This is a genomic window from Pedococcus sp. NPDC057267 (assembly GCF_042668795.1).
GTDB lineage: Bacteria > Actinomycetota > Actinomycetes > Actinomycetales > Dermatophilaceae > Pedococcus.
Genome location: NZ_JBHUYG010000006.1, coordinates 1 through 21437, shown reverse-complemented (window position 1 = coordinate 21437; position 21437 = coordinate 1). Strand labels below are relative to the sequence as shown.

Annotated in this window: 16 protein-coding genes; 4 read left to right on the top strand and 12 right to left on the bottom strand. The window is 66.9% G+C overall.

Annotated features, from left to right (window positions below):
* Positions 1–939 precede the first annotated feature (939 nt).
* The 7 genes from ACFUC1_RS02780 to ACFUC1_RS02750 are packed head-to-tail and all read right to left on the bottom strand — an operon-like array spanning position 940 to position 8852.
* Entirely contained in the window at positions 940–1821 is an 882-nt protein-coding gene (locus ACFUC1_RS02780) for a polysaccharide deacetylase (protein WP_379116390.1), read from the bottom strand.
* A 45-nt stretch (positions 1822–1866) separates the two neighbouring features.
* Complete coding sequence (locus ACFUC1_RS02775; RefSeq protein WP_379116389.1) at positions 1867–2832, bottom strand: asparaginase; 966 nt, start codon at positions 2830–2832, stop codon at positions 1867–1869.
* 32 nt (positions 2833–2864) lie between these two features.
* A complete protein-coding gene (locus ACFUC1_RS02770) occupies positions 2865–3713 on the bottom strand; it encodes a nitrilase-related carbon-nitrogen hydrolase (RefSeq protein ID WP_379116388.1) in 849 nt (282 codons plus the stop codon).
* Positions 3714–3724: 11 nt separating this feature from the next.
* Complete coding sequence (locus ACFUC1_RS02765) at positions 3725–4966, bottom strand: M20 family metallo-hydrolase (RefSeq protein WP_379116387.1); 1242 nt, start codon at positions 4964–4966, stop codon at positions 3725–3727.
* On the bottom strand, positions 4963–6390 hold the full coding sequence (gene hydA, locus ACFUC1_RS02760) for a dihydropyrimidinase (RefSeq protein ID WP_379116386.1): 1428 nt from the start codon (positions 6388–6390) through the stop codon (positions 4963–4965). Before hydA ends, ACFUC1_RS02765 begins: the two co-directional genes overlap by 4 nt.
* Before the next feature lie 28 nt (positions 6391–6418).
* Positions 6419–7357: an N-carbamoyl-D-amino-acid hydrolase gene (locus tag ACFUC1_RS02755; RefSeq protein ID WP_379116385.1), complete on the bottom strand. Its 939-nt coding sequence runs from the start codon at positions 7355–7357 to the stop codon at positions 6419–6421.
* Positions 7358–7364: 7 nt separating this feature from the next.
* Positions 7365–8852, bottom strand: a complete 1488-nt coding sequence (locus ACFUC1_RS02750) for an NCS1 family nucleobase:cation symporter-1 (RefSeq protein ID WP_379116384.1) — start codon at positions 8850–8852, stop codon at positions 7365–7367.
* A 678-nt stretch (positions 8853–9530) separates the two neighbouring features.
* Between ACFUC1_RS02750 and ACFUC1_RS02745 the strand changes: the two genes are divergently transcribed.
* Complete coding sequence (locus ACFUC1_RS02745) at positions 9531–10562, top strand: LacI family DNA-binding transcriptional regulator (RefSeq protein ID WP_379116383.1); 1032 nt, start codon at positions 9531–9533, stop codon at positions 10560–10562.
* 236 nt (positions 10563–10798) lie between these two features.
* Here the strand turns inward: ACFUC1_RS02745 and ACFUC1_RS02740 are convergent, their stop codons facing one another.
* The 5 genes from ACFUC1_RS02740 to ACFUC1_RS02720 all read right to left on the bottom strand — a co-directional run bounded on the left by ACFUC1_RS02740 (position 10799) and on the right by ACFUC1_RS02720 (position 17033).
* A complete protein-coding gene (locus ACFUC1_RS02740) occupies positions 10799–12304 on the bottom strand; it encodes an FGGY-family carbohydrate kinase (protein ID WP_379116382.1) in 1506 nt (501 codons plus the stop codon).
* A gap of 61 nt (positions 12305–12365) precedes the next feature.
* Complete coding sequence (locus tag ACFUC1_RS02735) at positions 12366–13136, bottom strand: DeoR/GlpR family DNA-binding transcription regulator (protein WP_379116381.1); 771 nt, start codon at positions 13134–13136, stop codon at positions 12366–12368.
* Between the two features lie 188 nt (positions 13137–13324).
* A complete protein-coding gene (locus ACFUC1_RS02730; protein WP_379116380.1) occupies positions 13325–14371 on the bottom strand; it encodes a substrate-binding domain-containing protein in 1047 nt (348 codons plus the stop codon).
* Between the two features lie 84 nt (positions 14372–14455).
* Positions 14456–15469 (bottom strand): ABC transporter permease, encoded by a 1014-nt coding sequence (locus ACFUC1_RS02725; RefSeq protein ID WP_379116379.1) that lies wholly within the window; start codon positions 15467–15469, stop codon positions 14456–14458.
* 52 nt (positions 15470–15521) lie between these two features.
* Positions 15522–17033 carry a sugar ABC transporter ATP-binding protein gene (locus ACFUC1_RS02720; RefSeq protein ID WP_379116378.1) on the bottom strand — a complete coding sequence of 504 codons (1512 nt, stop codon included), beginning with the start codon at positions 17031–17033 and terminating at the stop codon, positions 15522–15524.
* A 161-nt stretch (positions 17034–17194) separates the two neighbouring features.
* Here ACFUC1_RS02720 and ACFUC1_RS02715 point away from each other — a divergent pair, with 161 nt between their 5' ends.
* Genes ACFUC1_RS02715 through ACFUC1_RS02705 form a run of 3 tightly spaced genes read left to right on the top strand, consistent with a single transcriptional unit; the run spans position 17195 to position 20256 of the window.
* Positions 17195–18931: a dihydroxyacetone kinase family protein gene (locus ACFUC1_RS02715; protein ID WP_379116377.1), complete on the top strand. Its 1737-nt coding sequence runs from the start codon at positions 17195–17197 to the stop codon at positions 18929–18931.
* A 35-nt stretch (positions 18932–18966) separates the two neighbouring features.
* Positions 18967–19440 (top strand): ribose-5-phosphate isomerase, encoded by a 474-nt coding sequence (locus ACFUC1_RS02710; protein ID WP_379116376.1) that lies wholly within the window; start codon positions 18967–18969, stop codon positions 19438–19440.
* A 51-nt stretch (positions 19441–19491) separates the two neighbouring features.
* On the top strand, positions 19492–20256 hold the full coding sequence (locus ACFUC1_RS02705) for an SDR family oxidoreductase (RefSeq protein WP_379116375.1): 765 nt from the start codon (positions 19492–19494) through the stop codon (positions 20254–20256).
* The last annotated feature ends 1181 nt before the right edge of the window (positions 20257–21437 follow it).

Below are 21437 nucleotides of genomic sequence, written 5' to 3'. Positions count from 1 at the left end.
CTCGGCAGACGTCTCGGATGAGCCTCTGCCCTCTGCCCTCGTCCGCGGGCTCCTTGACATCAGCCCGCGCTCGGCGATTCGCATTTGGCCGCAGGGCTCCGCGTCGCACGAGATCCCGCACGACGCCCCTGGGCGGGTCCTTGACCTGCACGTTCGCCTCTGACTGAAGATCGGAAACGCCGAGAGCTGGTGGCGGACTGGACGTCTTGGCCGTCCCCCAAGAGTCAGTGGATCGGGGCAGCGGGCGCTGCGCGGCAAGCGCGGATGTGACGTTTAGAGCTGGTATCGACAGAGCTTGGACCCTGGAACGGCAGGCTAGGTGACCAGCATGTTCGCGTGACCTGGGCTGCCGATGGGACTCGGTTCCGCCACCGCTCTATGTCAGGCACTGAAACCGACGCCATGGACGTCGGCGGGCAGTGGCCAAGGCGCCGCGCCACGGATGTGGGCGCTGCACCACGGCCATGCCCCTTAGGGCAGGGGCAGAGCTGTGCGTCCCAGGCTTCAGACCTTTAAGGCGTCCGCGGCATCGGAGGTTCCTCCAGGTAGGCGACCTAGTGGCAGTTCGGCTCTGCCTTGCCGAGCGGGCCGGGGCCGTCAGACGATCTCACCCGGCCAAGGAGAGTTGCCTGCACAATGCCGCCGGATTCGAAATCAGCTCCATGCACCACGCTTGGTCCACACTCGGCGACAATGAGAGCGATCAGGCTGTCGAGGCTCGCGTGGACGCCTCGAGCACCAGTTCGGGTGAGAGTTTGATATCCCGTGTCTCCAAAGGCCCGAACCTGCAGCCTGCCTCCGCTGATGCGTTGAGCCTCTGCGGCTCGTCTGTTTAGGTCCCGTCGAGTGCCACCATCGGCCCGTACCTCCCAAGGGTCCTCTGTGAGCCCGCTGCCGCAGCCGCCGCACACGTTTCGTCTGTCTCTCGGGTCGCGACAGTCAGCCCTGAGTGCTTCGGCGGGCGAAGTCGTCGGCGATCTGGTCGAACGTGCACCACGAGATGCCGTCGTGGGAGTTGATGTGTTCGATGAGCCGCTCGACGGCCATGAGCACCTGGGGTCGTCCTGACACGTCGGGGTGGATGGTCATGGTGAACGTGGCGTAGTCCATTTCGCGGTAGACCCAGTCGAACTGGTCTCGCCACATTTGTTCGATGTCGCGAGGGTTGACGAAGCCGTGGCTGTTTGCGCTGGCCTTGATGAACATCATCGGTGGGAGGTCGTCGAGGTACCAGTTGGCCGGGATCTCGATGAGCGCTGTCTCGGTCCCGCGCGCCAGGGGCTTCATCCAATCGTGGGCGGAGGACGCTTCGTAGTTGATCTTGGTCCAACTGTCGCCGACGCGGACGTAATAGGGCTCGAAGTCTCGGTGCATGAGTGAGTGGTCGTACTTGATGCCGCGCTCGAGGAGAAGCTCGTTGGTCACGGGGCTGAACTCCCACCACGGCGCAACGTACCCCGTGGGTCGGCGTCCGGAGACTGACTCGATGAGCTCGATGCAGTGGTCAAGGACCTCCTCCTCCTGCTGGCGGGTCATGGCGATCGGGTTCTCGTGTGAGTAGCCGTGCACGCCGATCTCGTGGCCCGCCTCGACACAGGCACGGAACTGCTCGGGAAAGGTTTCGATCGAGTGACCGGGCCAGAACCACGTCTGGGTCAGACCGTGCCGCCGGAACAGTTCGAGAAGGCGGGGTACGCCGACTTCGCCGGCGAAGATTCCCCGCGAGATGTCGTCGGGAGAGTCCTCTCCCCCGTAGGAGCCCAGCCAACCGCCCACCGCGTCGACGTCGGTTCCGAATGCGACCTTGATGTCCTTGCTCACGTCGTGCCCTCCCGTAGTTATGTTGGTTTGCGGTTCTGCTGCGAATCACTGTGGTGCCGTGTGGTGGCGGAGCCACCTGGCTGCGTCGTCCAGGCCCGTGGTCCGCGACAGCGTCATCGACACCGAGAGGAGGATTCGGGCTTGCCAGGTGGACAAGGCGCCGGCGAACACGGCTCCTGCTTCCTCGAGTGCCTTGCCGCCGCCGTTGCCGTACACGGCCTTGACTTGGCCTTGCTGCACCCGGCTGGTGACGAGGACGGGGATTCCGGCTGCGGTTGCTTCGGCGACGGCCTCCGCATCGTGGAGTGATACGTTTCCGATACCCAGGGCCTGAAAGACGATGCCCGCGGGGGCGTGGGCGCAAGCGTCCCGGAGCGCCCGCCCGTCACCCCCAGGCACCGCGGCCACCACGGTGACAGGTGCCAACGCCTTGTCAGCCACACCCGCGGCAGCTCCCGCGATGGAGCTCCTTGGCCAAGGGGTCTGTGCGCTGTGCATGGTGTTGGCGAAGGCCCTCAGGCCCTCGGTGGAGACCTTCCGGACGCCGACGGCCGGCATCACTCCGTCGGCAAACGCGACCATGACCCCCCTTCCACGGTGTGTTGCATCAGCGGCCGTGGAGATGGCGAGGGCGAGATTGGCCGAGCCGTCACCGGCGGGGTCGTCGAAGGGGCGCTGTGCGCCTGTGAAGACGACCGGCTCGTCCCCCTCGTGCAGGAGGTCGACCAGGAACGCCGTCTCCTCCATGGAATCGGTGCCATGCGTGACGACCACACCGTCGGCACCAGACGTGCAGCACTCGATGGCGGCGTCGGCGATCGCCTTCATGTCTTCGAGTGTGAGTGCGTAGCTGCCCCGGACACCGACGTCCTGTGCCTTCAGGGTGAGGCTCTGCGGTAGGGCCGCACCCAGAGCATCCAGGAGTTCACGGCCGGTGACGGACGCTACGACACCGGCATCGGTGTGGCGGCTCGCGATGGTCCCTCCCGTAGCCACGAGCTCGACGACCATCCGTGACGCGTGGGCCGGCCGGGGGTTTGCCGTCACGGCGCGGCGATGGGGCCATAGGCGTCTGGGCGGCGGTCCCGGTAGAACTGCCAGTCATAGCGAGTCTTCTGGATCATCGACATGTCGAGCTCGCGGATCAACAACTCCTCGTCTGTGGCGCTCGCCTTGTCGCCCACGAAGTTGCCCATGGGGTCCACGACGTAGGACGTCCCGTAGAAGTCGACCGCGGCCTCGCCGAACTCGTTGGTCTCTCGACCGACCCGGTTGGGCACGCATACGAAGTAGCCGTTGGCTCCTGCCGCCGCGGGCTGTTCGAGCTCCCACAGCCGGTTGGACAGGCCGGGTTTGGACGCGTTGGGGTTGAAGACGATTTCCGCTCCCCCGAGCCCCAGGACCCTCCACCCCTCGGGGAAGTGGCGGTCGTAGCAGATCGTGACCCCGACGCGTCCGACAGCCGTGTCGAAGACGGGCCAGCCGAGGTTGCCCGGCTTGAAGTAGAACTTCTCCCAGAACCGGTCGAGGTGGGGGATGTGGTTCTTGCGGTACTTCCCGAGGTAGGTGCCGTCTGCGTCGATGACGGCCGCGGTGTTGTAGAGCACCCCAGTGTTCTCTTCCTCGTAGAGCGGGAGCACCACGACCATGGAGAGCTCTCGAGCAAGGTCTTGGAAGCGCTCGGTCGTGGGCCCGGGAACGCTCTCGGCGTACTCGTAGTACTGGGCATCCTGGACGATGCCGAAGTAGGGGCCGTGGAAAAGCTCTTGGAAGCAGATGATGTCGGCGCCGCGCTCATGGGCGGTGCGCATGAGCTCGACGTGCTTGTCGATCATCGATTCCTTGTCGCCTGTCCACATCGTCTGTGTGAGCGCGACGGTGACGTTGTCCATGTACGTGTCCTCTATGCGCGGGTCGAGTCGAGATCGGTCAGGGTTTCCTTGAGAACGCCCACTCCGTGGACGAAGTCCTCGATGGTGGTGTTCTCCTCCGGGCAGTGGCTTCGCCCTCCGATGGAGGGGACGAAGACCATTGCTGTAGGGCACACTCGTGCCAGGTGCACCGCGTCGTGCGTGGCGCCGCTGGGGATCGCTTCCCACCTCAGCCCGAGGGCCTCGGCCGCAGTTGAGATTCGTCGCTGGATGGTGCCGTCCATCGGGCGGGGCTCGTTGTCGGCGATCCACTCGAGGTCGACCTCGACGCCGTATGACTCGGCCATGTGCTGGATCTCCTGCGTCAGACGGCGCTCGGCTGCGCTGAGCCAGACGGGTTCTATGCTGCGCATCTCCGCTTGCAGCCTCGCGGTCCGGGGTACGACGTTGGGTCCGCTGGAGTATCCGGAGATGTCGGAAGCGGTGGCCACCCCCTGGCCGCCTGCGTCGCACCCGGTTTGCCGGACGGCCAGCACGGCCGAGGCTGCGGCGACCAGGGCGTCGCGTCGTCGATCCATCGGCGTTGTTCCGGCGTGGTCTGCTTGCCCGATGAACGTCGCGAGGAGTCGCTGGATACCGACGATGCCGGTGACGACGCCGATGTCGGCGCCGCGTTCCTCCAATACCGGTCCCTGCTCGATGTGGAGTTCGACGTACGCACGTGGGCGCTGGAACTGGCGCCCTGCTGCAAGCAGACCATGGGGGTCGAGTCCGCTATCTGCGCACCGTTGTCCCAGAGTCCTGCCCGCGGTGTCGACGCGAGCGAGGTCACTCGCCGTGAGGTCGCCAACGAAGGACCGCGAGCCCAGACAGGTGAGCCCGTAGTCATTCGACTCCTCCCCGAGGAAGTCGACAACGACTACGTCGTGGGCGAGGCGTCGCCCCTCCTCGCGGAACTGACGGACCACCTCGATGGCCCCCAGGACGCCCACGACCCCGTCGTAGTTGCCGCCGCCGTCGACGGTGTCCGTGTGCGATCCCATCATCAAGGTTCCAGCTCTGGGGTCATTGCCTTCGAGCACGCCGACGAGGTTGCCAGCGGCGTCCGCTCGGACGACGAGACCAGACTCGCGCATGGTTTCGCGCACCCAGTCCCGAGAGTCGCGGTAGGCGTCGCTGAACAGACGCCTGCTGGTTCCAGGGCCGCCCTCGCTGTATGTCGCCAGCTCGGCAAGGTCGCTGTGGAGTCGCTCCGCACCCGCAACCAGTGTCACGAGATCACCTTGATGCTGGTGTCGATTCGCCTCCCCGGCAGGGGCTCCAGGTGCTGGGCCCGCTTGATGAAGCGCCCGTGACCGGGGCGCCCCACCACCTTGCCGTCACGGGCGACGGTCTCCCCGCGGCTCATCACGACCGTGGGACTTCCGACCACCTCGCGGCCCTCGTAGTTGCAGTAGTCCACCTTGGAGACCTGCGTCTCCACAGACAGGACCTCACGCTTGTTCGGGTCGAAGATGACCAGATCGGCGTCGCTACCGACTGCGATGGTGCCCTTCTTGGGGAACAACCCGAAGAGCTTGGCCGGGGTGGTGGACAGCACGTCGACCATGCGGTTCAGAGAGATGCGTCCCGTCCGCACGCCACCGTCGTGGACCAACTGCAGGCGAGCCTCCACTCCCGGGCCGCCGTTGGGGATCTTGCTGAAGTCGTCGATGCCCAAACGCTTCTGATCTGCGAAGCAGAACGGGCAGTGATCGGTCGAGACGACGGCGAGGTCGTCGAACGCCAGCCCGCGCCACAGCGCCTCCTGGTGATGCTTGGCTCGCGCCGGCGGGGTGAAGACGTACTTCGCCGCCTCGAACTCCGGCAGGTCGTAGACCGAGCTGTCCAGGAACAGGTACTGGGGACAGGTCTCTGCGTATGCCGCGATACCCCGTGCCCGCGCCTGGGCCACGTGATGGAGCGACTCCTCAGCGGACAGGTGGACGATGTACACGGGCGCGCCCGCCATCTCCGCGATGGCGATGGCCGAGTGCACCGCCTCAGCCTCCGCCTTGGCTGGCCTGGTCGACTCGTGGTACTTCGGACCCGTCCGACCCTCGGCCAGCGCCCGCCGGACGAGGACATCGATGACGCCACCATTCTCGGCATGCATCATCGTCAGCAACCCGTGGTCTGCCGAGGCACACAAGGCCTCGAAGATGGTCTCGTCGTCGGCCATAAGGGAGTTCTTGTAGGCCATGAACAGCTTGAAGCTTGTAACGCCCTCGTCGACCAGTCGGGGAACCTCGGCGAGCTTGCCGTCGGACAGGTCGCTGACGATCATGTGGAACCCGACGTCCACCATCGGCTGGTCCTGGCCTAGCAGGCCATGCCAGTGGTCCAGCGTCTCGATCAGCCCCTTGTCGCGGGACTGGAGCGGGAAGTCGATCACGGTGGTTGTGCCGCCTCGGACAGCCGCGGCGGTTCCGCTGGTGAAGTCGTCGATGGTCTCTGTGCCGGCGAACGGCATCCGGAAGTGCACGTGCGGATCGACCCCACCCGGCAGGACGTACTGCCCCGCGGCATCGATGACCTCGTCGGCGTCGACGTCGATGTGTGCGGCAATCGCGACGATGGTCTCGTCCTCGACGAGCACGTCGGCGACATAGTCATCGACGGCGGTGATGATCCGTCCGCCGGTGATCAACTTCCTCATGTCTGGGGCCTCTCCTTGCGATTGGGAATCAGGGGATGGGTGCCGGGACAGGCTCGCCGCGCCCAGTCCGCTCGATGATGAGCCGGTAGTGCTCGGGGCGGCGATGCGCCTCGAAGTCAAAGACGCTTCGCCTGAAGGGCTCGGAGTAGTCGGTGTCGATGGTGCCGACCACCACCTCGTCGCTGTCCGACAGTGCCTGCACCAAGATGTCGCCGCCTGGCGTGGCGATCGCAGAGCCGCCGATCATGTAGCTGCCGTCCTCGACCCCGCACTTGGCGGCCGCGGCAACCCACAGCGAGTTCTGGTACGCGCCGGCCTGCAGTGAGAGCAGGTGCGTACTCATCTTCATGTGAGGCGGCTCTTGCCAGCCAGGGACGTCCAGCGGCGTGTTATACCCGAGGACCACCAAATCCGCGCCCTGCAGGGCGAGCACACGGTAGACCTCCGGCCAACGGCGGTCGTTGCACAGGCACAGGCCGACCTTCAGCCCGTCCACGTCGAACACCCCGAACCCCAGGTCTCCGACTTCGAAGTACTTCTTCTCCAGATGCTGCGCGCGAAGGTCTCGCCGATTGTCCGAGTGGCCAGGCAGGTGGATCTTGCGGTACTTGCCGCAGATTCCGCCCGAGCTATCGACCACGATCGCGGTGTTGTAGTGGTGGCCGTCGTCCGTGCGTTCGGCGTAACCGAGGTAGAAGCCCACGCCTAGCTCCTTCGCCCGGTCGAACAGCGGCTGGACGGCCGGGTTGGGCATGGCGGACTCGAACCACGAGTCGACCCTGTCCGTGTCCTCGGTCCAGTACCGGGGGAAGAAGGTCGTGAGAGCCATTTCCGGGAACACGACGAACTGGGCACCGCGCTCCGCCGCCTCCTCAAGGAGGTGCACCAGGCGCTCGACCACGGCGGGACGGTCCTCGTCGGGCTGGATCCCACCGACCTGCGCGACAGCAACGGTTCGCCGCGTCATGAACGCCTCACACCCTCGGGGCTTCCAGGTCGAGTTCGCTGCGCTCGGCGGCAGGTGCCGAGTACGGCGCCACTCCGCGGTTGAGCAATGCCGTGATACCGGCGCCCGCGATAACACCGACAGGCCAGGAGAAGTGACCCAAGCTGGCCAGAGCCGGCAGATACGCCACCAGCAGGGCGATGACTCCGGAGACACCTAGCGCGATCAGCGAGTTTCGGCTGAAGCCGTTGTTGTAGTGGTACGGGGCATCTTCTGCGTCGCGGTACAGGTCGGCTACCGACACCGAGCACCGCTTCACGTAGTAGTAGTCGACCAACATGATGCCGAGCAGCGGGCCCATGAGCGCGCCCACGCCGCCGATGAAGTAGTTCACGGCGACCGGGTTGGCGTAGAGCTTCCACGGCATCACCAGAAGGGCCAGAACTGCAGTGATCAGTCCCCCGCGACGGAAGTCGATCTTCTCCGGCCACACGTTGGCGAAGTCGTACGCCGGCGAGACGAAGTTGAGGATGATGTTGATACCCACAGTTGCGATGCCGACCGAGATGATGGCCACCAGCAGCAGGGCGACAGAGTCGATGTCCGCCAACATCACGATGGGGTCGGTGATGGCCTTGCCGTAGACCTTGACCGAAGCCAGCACGATGACTACGGACAGGGCGCAGAAGGCGATCCCATTGCCGAGCAGGCCGTACATGTTTCCCCTGCGGACGTCCTTCTCACTCGGCGCGAGACGGGTGAAGTCAGCGAAGTTCAGCATGGGGCCGCCCATGTACGCCGTGGTGATGAAGGTGGCACCGAGGACCGCCATTACAGTGCCGCCGCCCGACAGGGCCGGACCCTCGTGGTAGTTCCAGCTGATCGACCAGTGGGCCCGGTTCAGCACCCACACGGCGAGGGCGATCATGGCGATCCAGATGGTGGTGCCCGCGAAGTCAGACAGTTTGCGAACTGCCTCCATCCCACCCCAGAGGACGGCGAGCTGAGCCACCCACAGGACGATGAAGCAGATCCATCCCAACATCGACAGCCCGAGGAAGCCTCCCTCTGCCGCTGACTTGGCTCCCGGGGCTACCTTGATGACGAGCAGCATCACCGCTGCCGACGCCAAGTACGTCTGAATGCCGTACCAGGCGATCGCGACGATGGCTCGCAGGACCGCGGGGATGTTTGCTCCGCGCGTGCCGAAGCTGATGCGCGCGAACACGGGGAAGGGAACCCCGATTCGTTGCCCCGCAACCCCCATGAGGTTGCTGCACACGAAGATGATCACCAAGCCGATAACCATGCCCAGCGTCATCTGCCACCCGGTCAGGCCGAGTACCAGCAGGCCCACCGCCATGGTGTATCCACCGAGGCTGTGCCAGGCAGACATCCACCAGGCGAACAGGTCCCAGGTCTTCCAGTGGCCGTCGTGAGCTCGAGGGGCAATGTCCTCGTTGTAGAGCCGGGGGCTGTACCCGGCCGGAACCTCGCCATGAACTTGCCTGTCCATAACAGTCCTTTCCAACGGTGACACCGTTGTCACCGAATCGGGTCACGGTCGCGCAGTCCATGGCGCTCCGTGGGCATTGGCGTGCGTGCTTTGCCCTCGGCGAGGCGGCTGCCTAGGGCGGCTGGTACTCAGATGCGGCCACTGAACCGGTGGCCACATCAGGCGGACTGGGTCAATCTGAACGTGTAGAAGCCCTACGCGCTCCGGTCTTCTCGGTGGCTGGTCGCATGGTTCCGGCAGCCTCGGGTTTCAGCGACTGAGGTTGGCTGCGGTGTGCCAGCCAACCGGCGACATCCTCTGTGATTGCGCGACGGCGGCCATGGTTTCGTCGTCGATCGGTGACTTTACGCAATCGATTGCGTGAGCGGAAGAGTTTCGCAGAAAAAGGTCACTCGGCTCGTCGGCTGCCCTACGTCACGGGGGCGGCAGTCGGTTTAGTGGGCAGCCGATCACGGCGCTCATCTGGGCGCGAGTGGCCCCTGCCGGCTGATGCTGAAGGCCCCGACTGCGGCGGATCCGCGATGCTGCGCGCGTTCGTGGGCGAAGCCTGCGGTACGAAGCCTCTCAGTACAGTTTCAGTTCGCAGCATCGATGCTGGCCATCGCGCCCCTGTTACGGCGCTAGGGTCGGGCTTTGTGCGGTAGAGCACCTCTCTGCACCGGGACGCGAGGAATGGCAATGAAGCACTCTGACGCCGTCACCCTGGCCGACGTGGCAGGTGCTGTTGGTGTACACCCTTCGACCGCCTCCCGCGTCCTCAGCGGCCAGATGACAGGTACGCCCACCGCCGAACGGATTCTGGCAGCGGCGGCCGAGATGGGGTACCGACCCAACCTGGCGGCCGCTTCACTAAGGACCCGCAACTCCCGCGTTCTAGGCGTCCTCGTGCCAAGGTTCACGGACTACGTCCTGGCTCGCGTGTACGAAGGGATCGATGACGCAGCCTTCGCGGCTGGCTACTCCACCGTTGCAACGTACAGCCAGGATCACGACTCATCCCGACTGGAACGTCTGGAGGCACTGCTGGACCGACGCGTCGACGGCGTTGTCATCGCTGACGCGAGACCGCAGAACGACGAAGTGATCGACGCCCTGGCGCATGGCGCGGTGCCGTTCGCCCTAGCTGTGCGACGTTCCCGAGGGCAGTTGAGCGCTACTGTGAACGACACCGTCGGCGGCGCCCTGGCCGCGTCCCACCTGGTCGCGACAGGCCACAGCCGAGTTGCCGTATTGCGCGGACCGGAGAATGCGAGCACAGCAACCGAACGAACCCGTGGCTTTCTAGAGGAAGCGAAGCGCCTATCGATGCATGTGCCCGAAGCCTTGGTCGTTCCCTCCGAGTTCGACGAGGAGAGTGGGTATCAGGCGACACGCCTGCTGCTGCGGCGCGCCAAGGTCACGGCCATCTTCGCGACCAATGACCTTGCGGCTGTCGGCGCCATGGGCGCGCTGCGCGAGGCATCCCTGCAGCCCGGCCGCGACGTGGCACTCATCGGTTACAACGACGTACCCTTCGTTCGCCACCTGCCCGTTCCGCTGACAAGTATCGACAGCCCCATCTATGAGCTGGGCCGGCGGGCGACCACCCTGCTTCTCCGCCGCCTGGCTGGCGAGAACGTGCGATCGGTCCGCCTGACACCGAACCTTGTCGCGAGGGCCTCGACATTGGACTACATGCCCTTAAGGGACGCCAGGCGGGCGGCGCACTAGTCATTCGCCGCTTGAGCTAGGGCGACCTCCAGGGGACGCGAAGAAGGTTGGCGTCACCGACTCAAGGGAGTCAGCCCATGGGTGCTCCAGATCCCTTCCCGGTAAACAAAGTTGGTCGGGGCTACGTGGCAACCGAACTCGCGGCGATATTGCTCAACTTCAGCGGCGATATTGCCCAACTTCACACGACTCCTGCCGCACAGGGCTCCGCGCGACCGTTCGCAGAATGGGGAGCGTCAGGCGGGCCCAGCCTTGCGCAGCCGCGCCAGGGCTGGGCCCAAGGAGGCCACTCTTGGATAGAGGTCGGCGAAGACAGCTGCAGCCTCGGCATATCGCTGCGCCAGTTCGGGGTTCGGCAGCACGGAGTCCTGGGTGCCGCTCATCGCCGCGACCGCCTCGCTAACCGAGGCGAAGGCAGCAACGTCGGTGGAGGCAGCAGCGATGATAGCCGCTCCCAAAGCCGTGGACTCGCGCTCACGAGCTAGGCGGACTGGCCGTTGCAGGGCGTCGACAAGGACGCGCATCACCAGGGGTGATTGAGTCAGCCCACCCGTGGTGGCCACCGTCGTGACGGCCGTGCCCGTGACCGCCTCGAGCGTCCCGACGGCCTGGCGCTGTTCGAGGGCGAGCCCCTCCACCAGGGCCCGGTAGAGCTCCGCGGGGCCGTGCGTCGTCCCGAGCCCGACTAACACCCCGCGAGCGGTGGGATCGCGGTGCGGGCTCTCGGCACCGGTGAGGTGGGGAAGGAACATCAGACCGTGCGTGACAGCAGGCACCTGCGCTGCCAGGGCCTCAATGCGGCCCGAGGGCTGGTCCGGCGCCAGGCTGTCCCGGAACCAGCTCAGCGACAGTCCAGCCGACGCCGTCAGGCACTCGGGCACGAACCAGCCGTCGACCGGCCCTGCGAAGGTGCGGTAGCCCGGCCCCCACGTGTAGTGCTTGGTCAGGACGCCCAGGCTCAGGCTGGTCCCGGCGTTGAGGAAGGCATCGCCGGGCCCCATGGCCCCGGTCCCCAGGAGCGACGCCTGGCCGTCCCCGCTCCCGGCAATGACGGGGAGTCCCGACGGCAGTCCGGTCCGCGTCGCCGCCCCGGGAGTGAGGTGGCCGAGCCGTGTGCCGGGACCGACGAGGGCGGGGAGCTGCTTCGGGCGCAGACCGGCGGCCGCCACGAGCTCGTCGTGCCAGGTACCAGCCGCTACGTCGACGAGGCCGGTCGAGTCGGCACTGGCACGGCTGGTGACACGAGCGCCGGTCAGCCGCCAGGCAAGGAAGCCCTGGACATCGGTGACGGTCGCGGTCCGCGCCAGCACCTGTGGCTCGTGCCGGGCCAGCCAGGCGATCTTGTACAGGCTCGGTGCCGTGCTCGGGGGTTTGCCGGAAAGCTCGTGGACTCGCGCGGTGCCGAGACGTTCGATCTCGTCAACGGCTCGTCCGTCGAGCCACAGGATCGCCGGCCGCAGCGGCACCCCGCGCCGGTCCAGGCAGACGAAGCTCTCGCGCTGGTTCGTCAGGCCCAGGGCCAGAACGGTGTCGTCCGGAGACAGCATCGAAGCGACATCGGCCAGGGCGTTGGCGGTAGCTTCCCACCAACCTTCGGCGTCCTGCTCGTACCACCCCTGATGGGGGCTCGACATCCGCAGGTAGTGGCGCGTCTCCGCGATGGTCCGCCCGGCCAGGTCAAACGCGATCGCCTTCCCGGCTGTGGTCGAGCAGTCGACCGCCAGCAGGACCGATCGGGCCATGGGCTGCCTCCGGGCGGAGCGTGCTCGCCGTGAGGCGTGCAATCTGCGGGTCGCGCCCAGACTAGGTGACGTCCGGGGCGACCACGAGGTTTACTCCCGAGCGTGTCAGGCGGTCGATGTGCTCCTCGGGCGTTCCGGCGTCGACGATCACGACGTCGAAACTGGTCAGCGGCAGCAGTGCGTGAACCGCGCGCGCCTCGAACTTGCTGTGGTCGACGTACAGCACCCGGCGCCGTGCCGCCTCGAACATGGCCTTCTTCACGATCACCGTGTCGTGGTGCTGGTGGAAGCAGATGTCGTCGGTGATGGCCGACGTCGACATGATGAACAGGTCGGCCCGCACCTGCTGGAGGGCAGCGACGGTCAGCGTGCCCATGTACGCCCGGCACCAGGGGTAGTACTGGCCGCCCAGATTCATCAACGTCAGCTCGGGATGACCGACGAGCGCGTCGAGCATCGGCTGGAAGTTCGTCATGACGGTCAACGGCTGTCGCTCCGGGAGCATTCCGGCCAGGTGCAGACCGGTCGTCGAGTCGTCGAGGATGATCGCCTGCCCCGGCTCCACGTACTCGAAGGCCGAGCGTGCCACAGCCTCCTTGTCGGCGGTGTTGATGCGCGTGCGATATTCGGTGCTGGACTCGGCGAGGCTGGTGCCGGTGGCCATCACGAGGCCACGCGTCTTTCGCAGGAGCCCTTGTGCGGCAAGGGTGTCGAGGTCTCGGTGGATCGTCATCAGGCTCACGCCGAAGCTCTCAGGCAGGTCCTCGATCCGCACCGACCCGGCCGCGATCACCGTCTCGCTGATGGCGTGGAGCCGTTCGCTCCGGCTCATGGTCGTCTCCGAGTCTGCGGCCCGGCCGTGGGAGTGACCCGAGCCGTTCTTGACCTTCGTCATCCGGTTCCCAGTTCTTGTGGTCGTCTTCGTCGAGGCGGACTTGGGTCGGCCGCCGGACGGCGAGGCAGCGCCAGGGCCCTCTGCCGACCCTAGCGCTGCCTCGACCACGACGTCCTCGGCCTTGCTCAGTTTTCGTTCGCGATATCGCCGCTGGCGAGGTTCTTCGCGATGAGCTCGGGAAGGCGGGCGAGGAATGCGTCCTTGTCCGTGACCACGTTCTTCATGTAGGTGTCCACGTTCTCCGGAGTGATGGCCGGCATCTTGTACACGTAGGTCTTCTCCACCTTCTCGCCCTTGGCGATCTTCTGGGCCACGGCGAGACCCGCGCTCAGCTCGACCCGGCCGTGCTGCAGCGAAGACCCGATGAAGGAGCCACTCTTCACTGCGGCCAAGCCGTCCTGGATGCCGTCGATGCCGACCACAGGCACCTTCTTGTGCGCCTCGTTGAGCGCCTGCACGGCGCCGAGCCCCATGTCGTCGTTCTCCGAGACCACCCCGTCGATCTTGTCGCCGAAGCTGCTGAGCCAGTTCTTGGACTTGTTGACCGCCTCATCGCGCTTCCAGTTGGCGGTGTCCTTGGCGAGGACCTTGATCCCCGGGTTCTTCGCAAGCACCTGCTCGATGCCCTTGGTGCGGTCGAGCTCGGGGGAGGAACCGAGCGGTCCCTGGAGGATGACGATGTTGCCCTTGCCGTTGAGCTTCTTGGCCATCATCTCCATCTCCTGCGCGCCGGCGGCGACGTCGTCCGGCAGCACGGAGGAGGTGAGGGCGCCGGCGTCCGAGAGGGCCGTGTTGACGGCGATGACGGGGATCTTGGCGTTCTTGGCCTGGGTCATCTGCGGGCCGAGCGAGTCGGCCTGCACGGGCACGATGATGATCGCATCGACACCCTGGTTGATGAGCTGCTCGACCTGGCTCGCCTGGGTGGCGACATCGTTCCCGGCGGAGTTCCACAGCAGGTCGATGTTGTTCGCCTTGGCGAACGCCTGCATGCCCTCCTGGCCCTGGGTGATGAACGAGGACATGTCGTAGACGGTGACGCCGACGCGCATCTTCTTCGAACCATCGGCGGCGGCCTTGGCGTTGGGGTCACCGGCGCCACAGGCGGCCAGGCCGAGGACGACAAGCGGCGCGACGCCGACGGTGAGCTTGGACAGGAACGAACGAGACATGGGGCGGTGCCTTCCTTGGATGGGTGGTGCAGTGCAGCTGATGAGGGGGACGGGTTGTGGGTGGAGCGGCTGGAGGAGCTTGGGCTACGACGTCTGGCGTCGGGTCGCCCAGACGTCCACGGCCACAGCGGCCACGATGAGGACGCCGCTGATGACGGCCTGCCAGTAGGCCGGCACGACGAGCAGGTCGAGCCCGTTGTTGAGCGTCTGGATGAGGAGCAGGCCGAGGAGGGTGCCCCAGACGGTGCCCCGGCCGCCGAGCAGGCTGGCCCCGCCGATGACGACGGCGGCGATCGCGTCGAGCTCATAGCCCTGGCCGAGGTTGGGCGGACCGGAGATGACGCGCGAGGACAGGACGATGCCCGACAGGCCGGCCAGAGCGCCGCTGATGACGTAGACACTGGTGAGGATGCGACGTGCGTTGACACCGGCGACCTCGGCCGCCGTCCGGTTGCCACCGACGGCATAGACGCGCAGCCCGAACGAGGTCCGGCGCATGACGAGGGCGGCGACGATGAACCCGACGACCATGACCAGGACCGGGATCTGGATACCCAGGATGGAGTCGTTCGCGATGTTTCCGTATGCCGCGGGCAGCCCGTTGATGGGCGCACCGTGGCCGATGACGTAGGCGATACCGGAGCCCGCGGTCAGGGTGCCGAGGGTCGCCACGAAGGGGGCGACCTCGAGCCGGCTGACGACCAAGCCGTTGATCAGCCCGATCACCGTGCCCGCGAGGACGCCCCCGAGCACGGCGAGCCAGAGCCGTTCGGGGTGACCGACGACGATCTTTGCCCCTGTCATCGCACTGACCGCGATGACGCTGCCTACGGACAGGTCGATGCCGCCGGTGAGAATGACGAGGGTCTGTCCCAGGGCGACCAGAGCGAACGGAGCGGCGGCGATGAGGATGGTGGTGAGGTTGCCCGTCGTCGCGAACCGTGCGCTGCGGTAGCTGAAGTACGCGATGACGAGCAGCAGCACCAGCACCATCGAGTTGCGGATGGCAAAGGTGCGCAGGCTGCTCCGGTCGAAGCGTTTCGGGCGCGGAGGTGCCTCGTCGGGCGCGGCAAGGGGCTGGGTCGAGGTGGTGGTCATGGTCCTTCTCCAGGGGTTGGGGCGGACGGTTCTTGCAGACGATTCGGCGGGGTCAGGCGGTTGCGCGGACCTGGCCGCTGGCGAGCCGGAAGATGGTCTCCTGCGCGTCCTCGCGCTCGAGGGCGTCGCGGTCGAGGACGCCGGCGATGCCGCCTGCCCTCATGACCGCCACCCGGTGGCTGAGCCCGATCAGCTCGGGCATGTCCGAGCTGACGAGCAGGACCGCCATCCCGTCAGCAGCGAGCCTGCGGATGATGGCGTAGATCTCGCCGCGGGCGCCCACATCTACGCCGCGGGTCGGTTCGTCGAGCAGGAGGACGCTGACGCCCTGGGTGAGCCAACGGGCCAGGACGACCTTCTGCTGGTTGCCACCCGAAAGCGTCCTCGCGGGCTGCGACAGGCCACCCGACTTCAGGCGGACGGAGGACGTTGCCTCCTCGACGGCCTTGCGCCGCGCGCCCGACCGCAGCCAGCCCCCCACTGAGAAGGCGTCAAGGTGAGGCAGGCTGCCGTTGTCGAGGATGGACTGTGTGAGCACGAGCCCGGCACCCTTGCGGTCCTCCGGAACGAGCGCGACACCAGCTCGGATCGCCTCGGCCGGAGCGCCGCGCTTGAGGCGGCGTCCCCGGACCTCGACCTCGCCCGCCACCGATCGGCGGATACCGAAGATCGCCTCGGCGACTTCAGTGCGTCCAGCGCCGACGAGGCCACCGATGCCGACGATCTCGCCACGGCGCACCTCCAGGTCCACGGCCGGACCGTCGGCCGCCAGGCGCAGGCCGCGGACCGCTAGCCCGACTTCCTGAGTCGGCTCGGCGATGTCAGGAAACAGGGCCTCGAGGTCTCTGCCGATCATCGCGGACACGATGCCGTCCGGGGTGGTCAGCTCCAGCGGCTCGTCGAGGACCAGCTGTCCGTCGCGCAGCACTAGGACGTGGTCGGCGAGCTGCTGGATCTCCTCCATGCGGTGCGTCGTATAGAGCATCGCGACGCCCTGCGCCTTGAGCTGCTCGACGACGGCGTAGAGCCGTCCGACCTCGCGCTCCGGGATCGACGAAGTGGGCTCGTCCAGCAGGATCACCTTGGCGCCCCACGTAGTCGCCTTGGCGATCTCGACCATCTGAGTGAGCGCCACGGACACGTCGCCCATGCGCCGGTTGGGGTCCAGGTCGACGCCGAAGACCGAGAGCATCTCGCGGGCCGCGGCGGCCATCCCTCGACGGTCCAGCAGCCCGCTGCGCTGCCGCAGCTCGCGCCCCACGAACAGGTTCTCGTAGACGCGCAGCTCCGGGTACGGGGCCAGCTCCTGAGGGACGATGCCGACGCCGAGGCCCCTGGCGACGGCCGGGTCCGCGTGGCGCAGCTCGATGCCGCCGACGGTCACCGTGCCCTCGTCGGGGCGCTCCTGGCCGGTGACGATCTTCATGAGGGTCGACTTGCCCGCGCCGTTCTCGCCGGCGAGCACGGTCAGCTCACCCGGCCGCAGGGCGAAACTGATGTCCCGCAGCACCGGGACTCCCCCGAAGCCTTTGGCGAGGTGGCTCACCTCGAGCGCTGCCTTCATGTCGGGTCCTCCACACCGTCGATGTCCTTCGAGCTGACGGCAGGGCACCGTCGCCATGCGCCACCGTAGTGAGCGGTTCTGTGATTAATCAACCCCTTGACGAGATTTCTCACATCTGCCATGTTAGAAACTCACCGCGTACCCCAGGAAGGACCCGGCACGTGACCAAGCTCTACGACGATCCCTCGACGTTCATGGAGGACATGCTCGAGGGTTTCCTCGACGCCAACCGTCGGTATGCCGTCGGTGTGCCGGGGGGCGTCGTGCGCGCCAGCGAGCCGCGGCGAGGCAAGGTTGCGGTCGTCGTCGGCGGCGGCTCGGGACACTATCCGGCCTTCTGCGGCGTCGTCGGTGCCGGCTTTGCGGATGGCGCCGTGGTCGGCAACATCTTCACCTCGCCGTCGACCGCGGACGCCTACAACGTCGCCAAGGCCGCCTCCGCCGGGGGTGGCGTGCTCTTCAGCACCGGCAACTACGCCGGCGATGTGATGAACTTCGACCTCGCGCAGAAGCAGCTGCGGGCCGAGGGGATCGACACCCGCAACGTCTACGTGACCGACGACGTGGCCAGCGCCCCGAGCCGGGAGGCAGAGCGCCGGCGGGGGATCGCCGGTGACTTCGTGGTGTTCAAGGTCGCGGGTGCAGCGGCCGAGGAGGGCTACGACCTGGACGGCGTCGAGCGGGTGGCGCGTCTGGCGAACGACCGGACGCGCACCATGGGCGTCGGCCTCGAGGGCTGCACCATGCCTGGGGCGGACGATGCACTGTTCCACGTGCCCGCCGGCAAGATGGGTGTCGGGCTTGGGATCCACGGTGAGCCGGGGATCTCCGAAGAGCACCTGCCCAGCGCATCCGAGCTCGGCAGCCTCCTGCTCGAACGGGTCCTCGCGGAGGAGCCGGCCGACTCGAGCAAGCGCGTCGGGGCGATCCTCAACGGGCTCGGCTCCACCAAGTACGAGGAGCTGTTCGTCGTGTGGCGGACGGTGGCCCGCCTGTTGCGCGAGCAGGGCTACACCGTCATCGACCCCGAGGTCGGAGAGTTGGTGACCAGCCTGGACATGGCTGGGGTCTCGCTCACGCTGGTCTACCTCGACGACGAGCTCGAGCGACTCTGGACCGCACCGGCTGACACACCGGCCTACCGCAAGGGCGCCGTGGCGGAGACCGCGCGTACAGCGAGCGCGGAGCCAGCCACGCGTGTCGCGCCGGCATCAGAGGCGGCGTCGGTCTCCGTTGTCGAGGCGTCCGACGCATCCCGCCGGTGCGCGACCACAGTGGTGGCGGCGCTCGCCGCCATGGAGGCCGTGATCCGTTCCGCCGAGGAGGAGCTCGGCCGGATCGACGCCGTCGCCGGCGACGGGGACCATGGCCGGGGCATGGTCAAGGGTGTCAGCGCCGCAGCCGCCGCGGCCAAGCGGGCGCACGAGCAGAAGGCCGGAGCGGCGAGCACCCTCACGGCCGCGGGACGGGAGTGGGGAGCCCGGGCAGGTGGCACCTCCGGTGCTCTCTGGGGTGCTCTGCTGACCGCGCTCGGGGGCCGCCTCGGCGACGGCGCCGGCGACATCACGGCAACCGACGTGGTGGCGGCCGTGCGTGCCGGTGCCGACGAGGTCATTGCTCTCGGTAAGGCCCAGCTCGGCGACAAGACGATGGTCGACGTCCTTATCCCCTTTGCCGACGCCCTCGAGCAGCACGTGACCGCCGGCGAGAGGCTTGCCGACGCCTGGAGGAAGGCCTCCGACGTGGCAGACGAGGCCGCAGTCGCCACGGCAGGTCTGCGCCCCCGCCTCGGCCGGGCCCGCCCGCTGGCCGAGCGCAGCGTCGGGACGCCCGACGCCGGCGCCACCTCGCTGTCCCTCGTGGCGCGAGCCGTCGCGGAAGTGCTCGGCCAGCGCTGAGCGAACCCATAAGCGAACAACCCCTGGAGTAAGAAATGAGCTCGAACCTGCGAGTCGTCGTCGGTGCCGACGACGCCGGACTCGACTACAAGGAGGCCCTCAAGAAGGACCTCGAGGACGACGTCCGAGTGGCCGAGGTCATCGACGTCGGAGTCGGCGTCGGCGAGCACACGGCTTACCCCCACATCGGCGTCGAGGCGGCGCGGCTGGTCGCCGAGGGCAAGGCAGACCGCGCGTTGCTGGTGTGCGGGACCGGTTTGGGCGTGGCCATCAGCGCCAACAAGGTCCCGGGCATTCGTGCCGTGACCGCCCACGACAGCTTCTCGGTCGAGAGGTCCGTCCTGAGCAACAACGCGCAGGTGCTCTGCTTCGGTCAGCGTGTCATCGGCCTCGAGCTCGCGCGCCGACTGGCCCGCGAGTGGCTCGGGTACGTATTCGACACCTCCTCACCGTCCGCGCAGAAGGTCGACGTCCTCTCCTCGTATGACCAGCCTGCGTCCACCTGCTGACCCGGAGCCTCCTGCCGCACCACAGACCCCTCACCAGGAAACGAGAGCCTCATGAGCACCCCCACCGTCGACCTCACCTTCCCCCTGACCGACAAGGTCGCACTCGTCACCGGTGGGGCGTCGGGCATAGGCGCCGCCATCGCCGACGCCTTCGCGGTCAAGGGGGCCACCGTCTCCATCGTCGACCTCAGCCTCGAGGCGGCGAAGGAGAAGGCCGCCGAACTGGGCGGTGACCACACCGCCCACGCCTGCGACGTGTCGGACGAGGGGGCCGTCGAAGCCGCCGCCCGCGAGGTGATCGACGTGCACGGGCGGGTCGACATCCTCGTCAACAGCGCCGGGGTGGCCCTGCTCGCGCCGGCCGAGGAGCTGTCCGTCGGCGCCTGGGACACGACGATGAACGTCAACCTGCGCGGCACCTTCCTGATGAGCCAGCAGGTCGGACGCCACATGCTCGCACGCGGCACGGGCAAGATCCTCAACCTCGCCTCCCAGGCGGGCAGTGTGGCCCTAGCTGACCACGTGGCGTACTGCGCCTCTAAGTTCGCGGTCATCGGGCTGACCAAGGTGCTGGCGTCGGAGTGGGCCGGCCGCGGGGTGGTCGTGAACTCGATCTCCCCCACCGTCGTCCTCACGGAGTTGGGCAAGAAGGCGTGGGCCGGGCAGAAGGGTGAGGAGCACAAAGCGCTCATCCCGACCGGCCGGTTCGCCTACCCCGAAGAGATCGCCGCGGCCGCGGTGTACCTCGCCTCCGACGCGGCAAACATGGTGAACGGTGTGGACCTTCTCGTCGACGGCGGCTACACGATCCGCTGATCCCACAGCTTACCTCCGGGCGTCGGCGCCCCTCCTGCGATGGGAGGGCTGGAGGGGGCCGGGGTCCGTGGCGGCGTCGGTTGATCGGTACGTCGAGGCGATCCTCATACAACAGGCCTAGACACGGACCCCCATGCCGTCGGACAGGCTGCAGGGGTCGGCGAAAACCCAGGCATCGTCATCGACACGCTCTTCCACCAACGGCAGAGCGTGTCGTTGGCCTCATCGCTGGACAGTCAACAGGTTCCCGGCCAGCGACGTGCAGCATTTTGACAGCGGCGGGCTACCGCTCGCCGGGGAACCGTCTGGCTGCGGCAGAAGCAGTTGCACGCGACGTCGGAGAACACGCCCTTCCGGCTCTGAACCGGGTGACGGCGGGTAGCAGACTCCCGCGACGCGGCGGCGGAAGCTCGGGACCAAGGTCGACATCAGGGGCCCGTGGCACAGTTGTGGCACACCTTGTCGCCAAGAGACGCCGAGTGACGTGGGTGAATGACAAGCATCCACGCACAAATTGGCTGCGACTACTTAGGTGCCGCACCCCCGCATGCGACTCCTAAAGCGGGTTGTCGGCAGTTCGAATCTGCCCGAGGGCACACACGACGACCAACCACAATGAACCACGCATGACCACCGCGCCACACCGGATCTGCTGGCTGGACGCACCGAACTGGCCGGTCGGGTGCGCCCGGATGATGCCTGCCAAGCGGGTGTCATCGGTATGAGGGCCTGCGCCGCCCCTGAGTGGGAGCGTGTGCGCCGGTCAGAGGAGGCCTCCGGCGATCATGCCGTCTGATGTCCAAGCCGGCGTCCCACTGATGTGGCACGCATGTGGCACACCAACGAGTTCATGCGGGCCGGTCACCGACCAGATCCGGAGCGGTCGTAAATCCAAGTGCATGGCCCCCAGGACGATGTCGTGACAGTGGTGATGAGTCTGCTTCCCGCCACCGTTCGTTCCGACGCCGACTGCCTCATCGGTCAGTGTGATGGTCGATCCCTTCTCTGTGCGGGTGTGTTCGCGGCTTGGCCGGATGTTGTCGGAGCTGACATCGACGGTCTCAAAGCCCTTCGCCCGCTGCGCCTGGTCAAGTCCCAGATTGTGGTGTAGCGCTGCGCGTTCCTTCTGCTGGTTTCAGGCGGTGAGTGCGGCGAGCAGGGTGTTGTCTCCGATCTCGTTG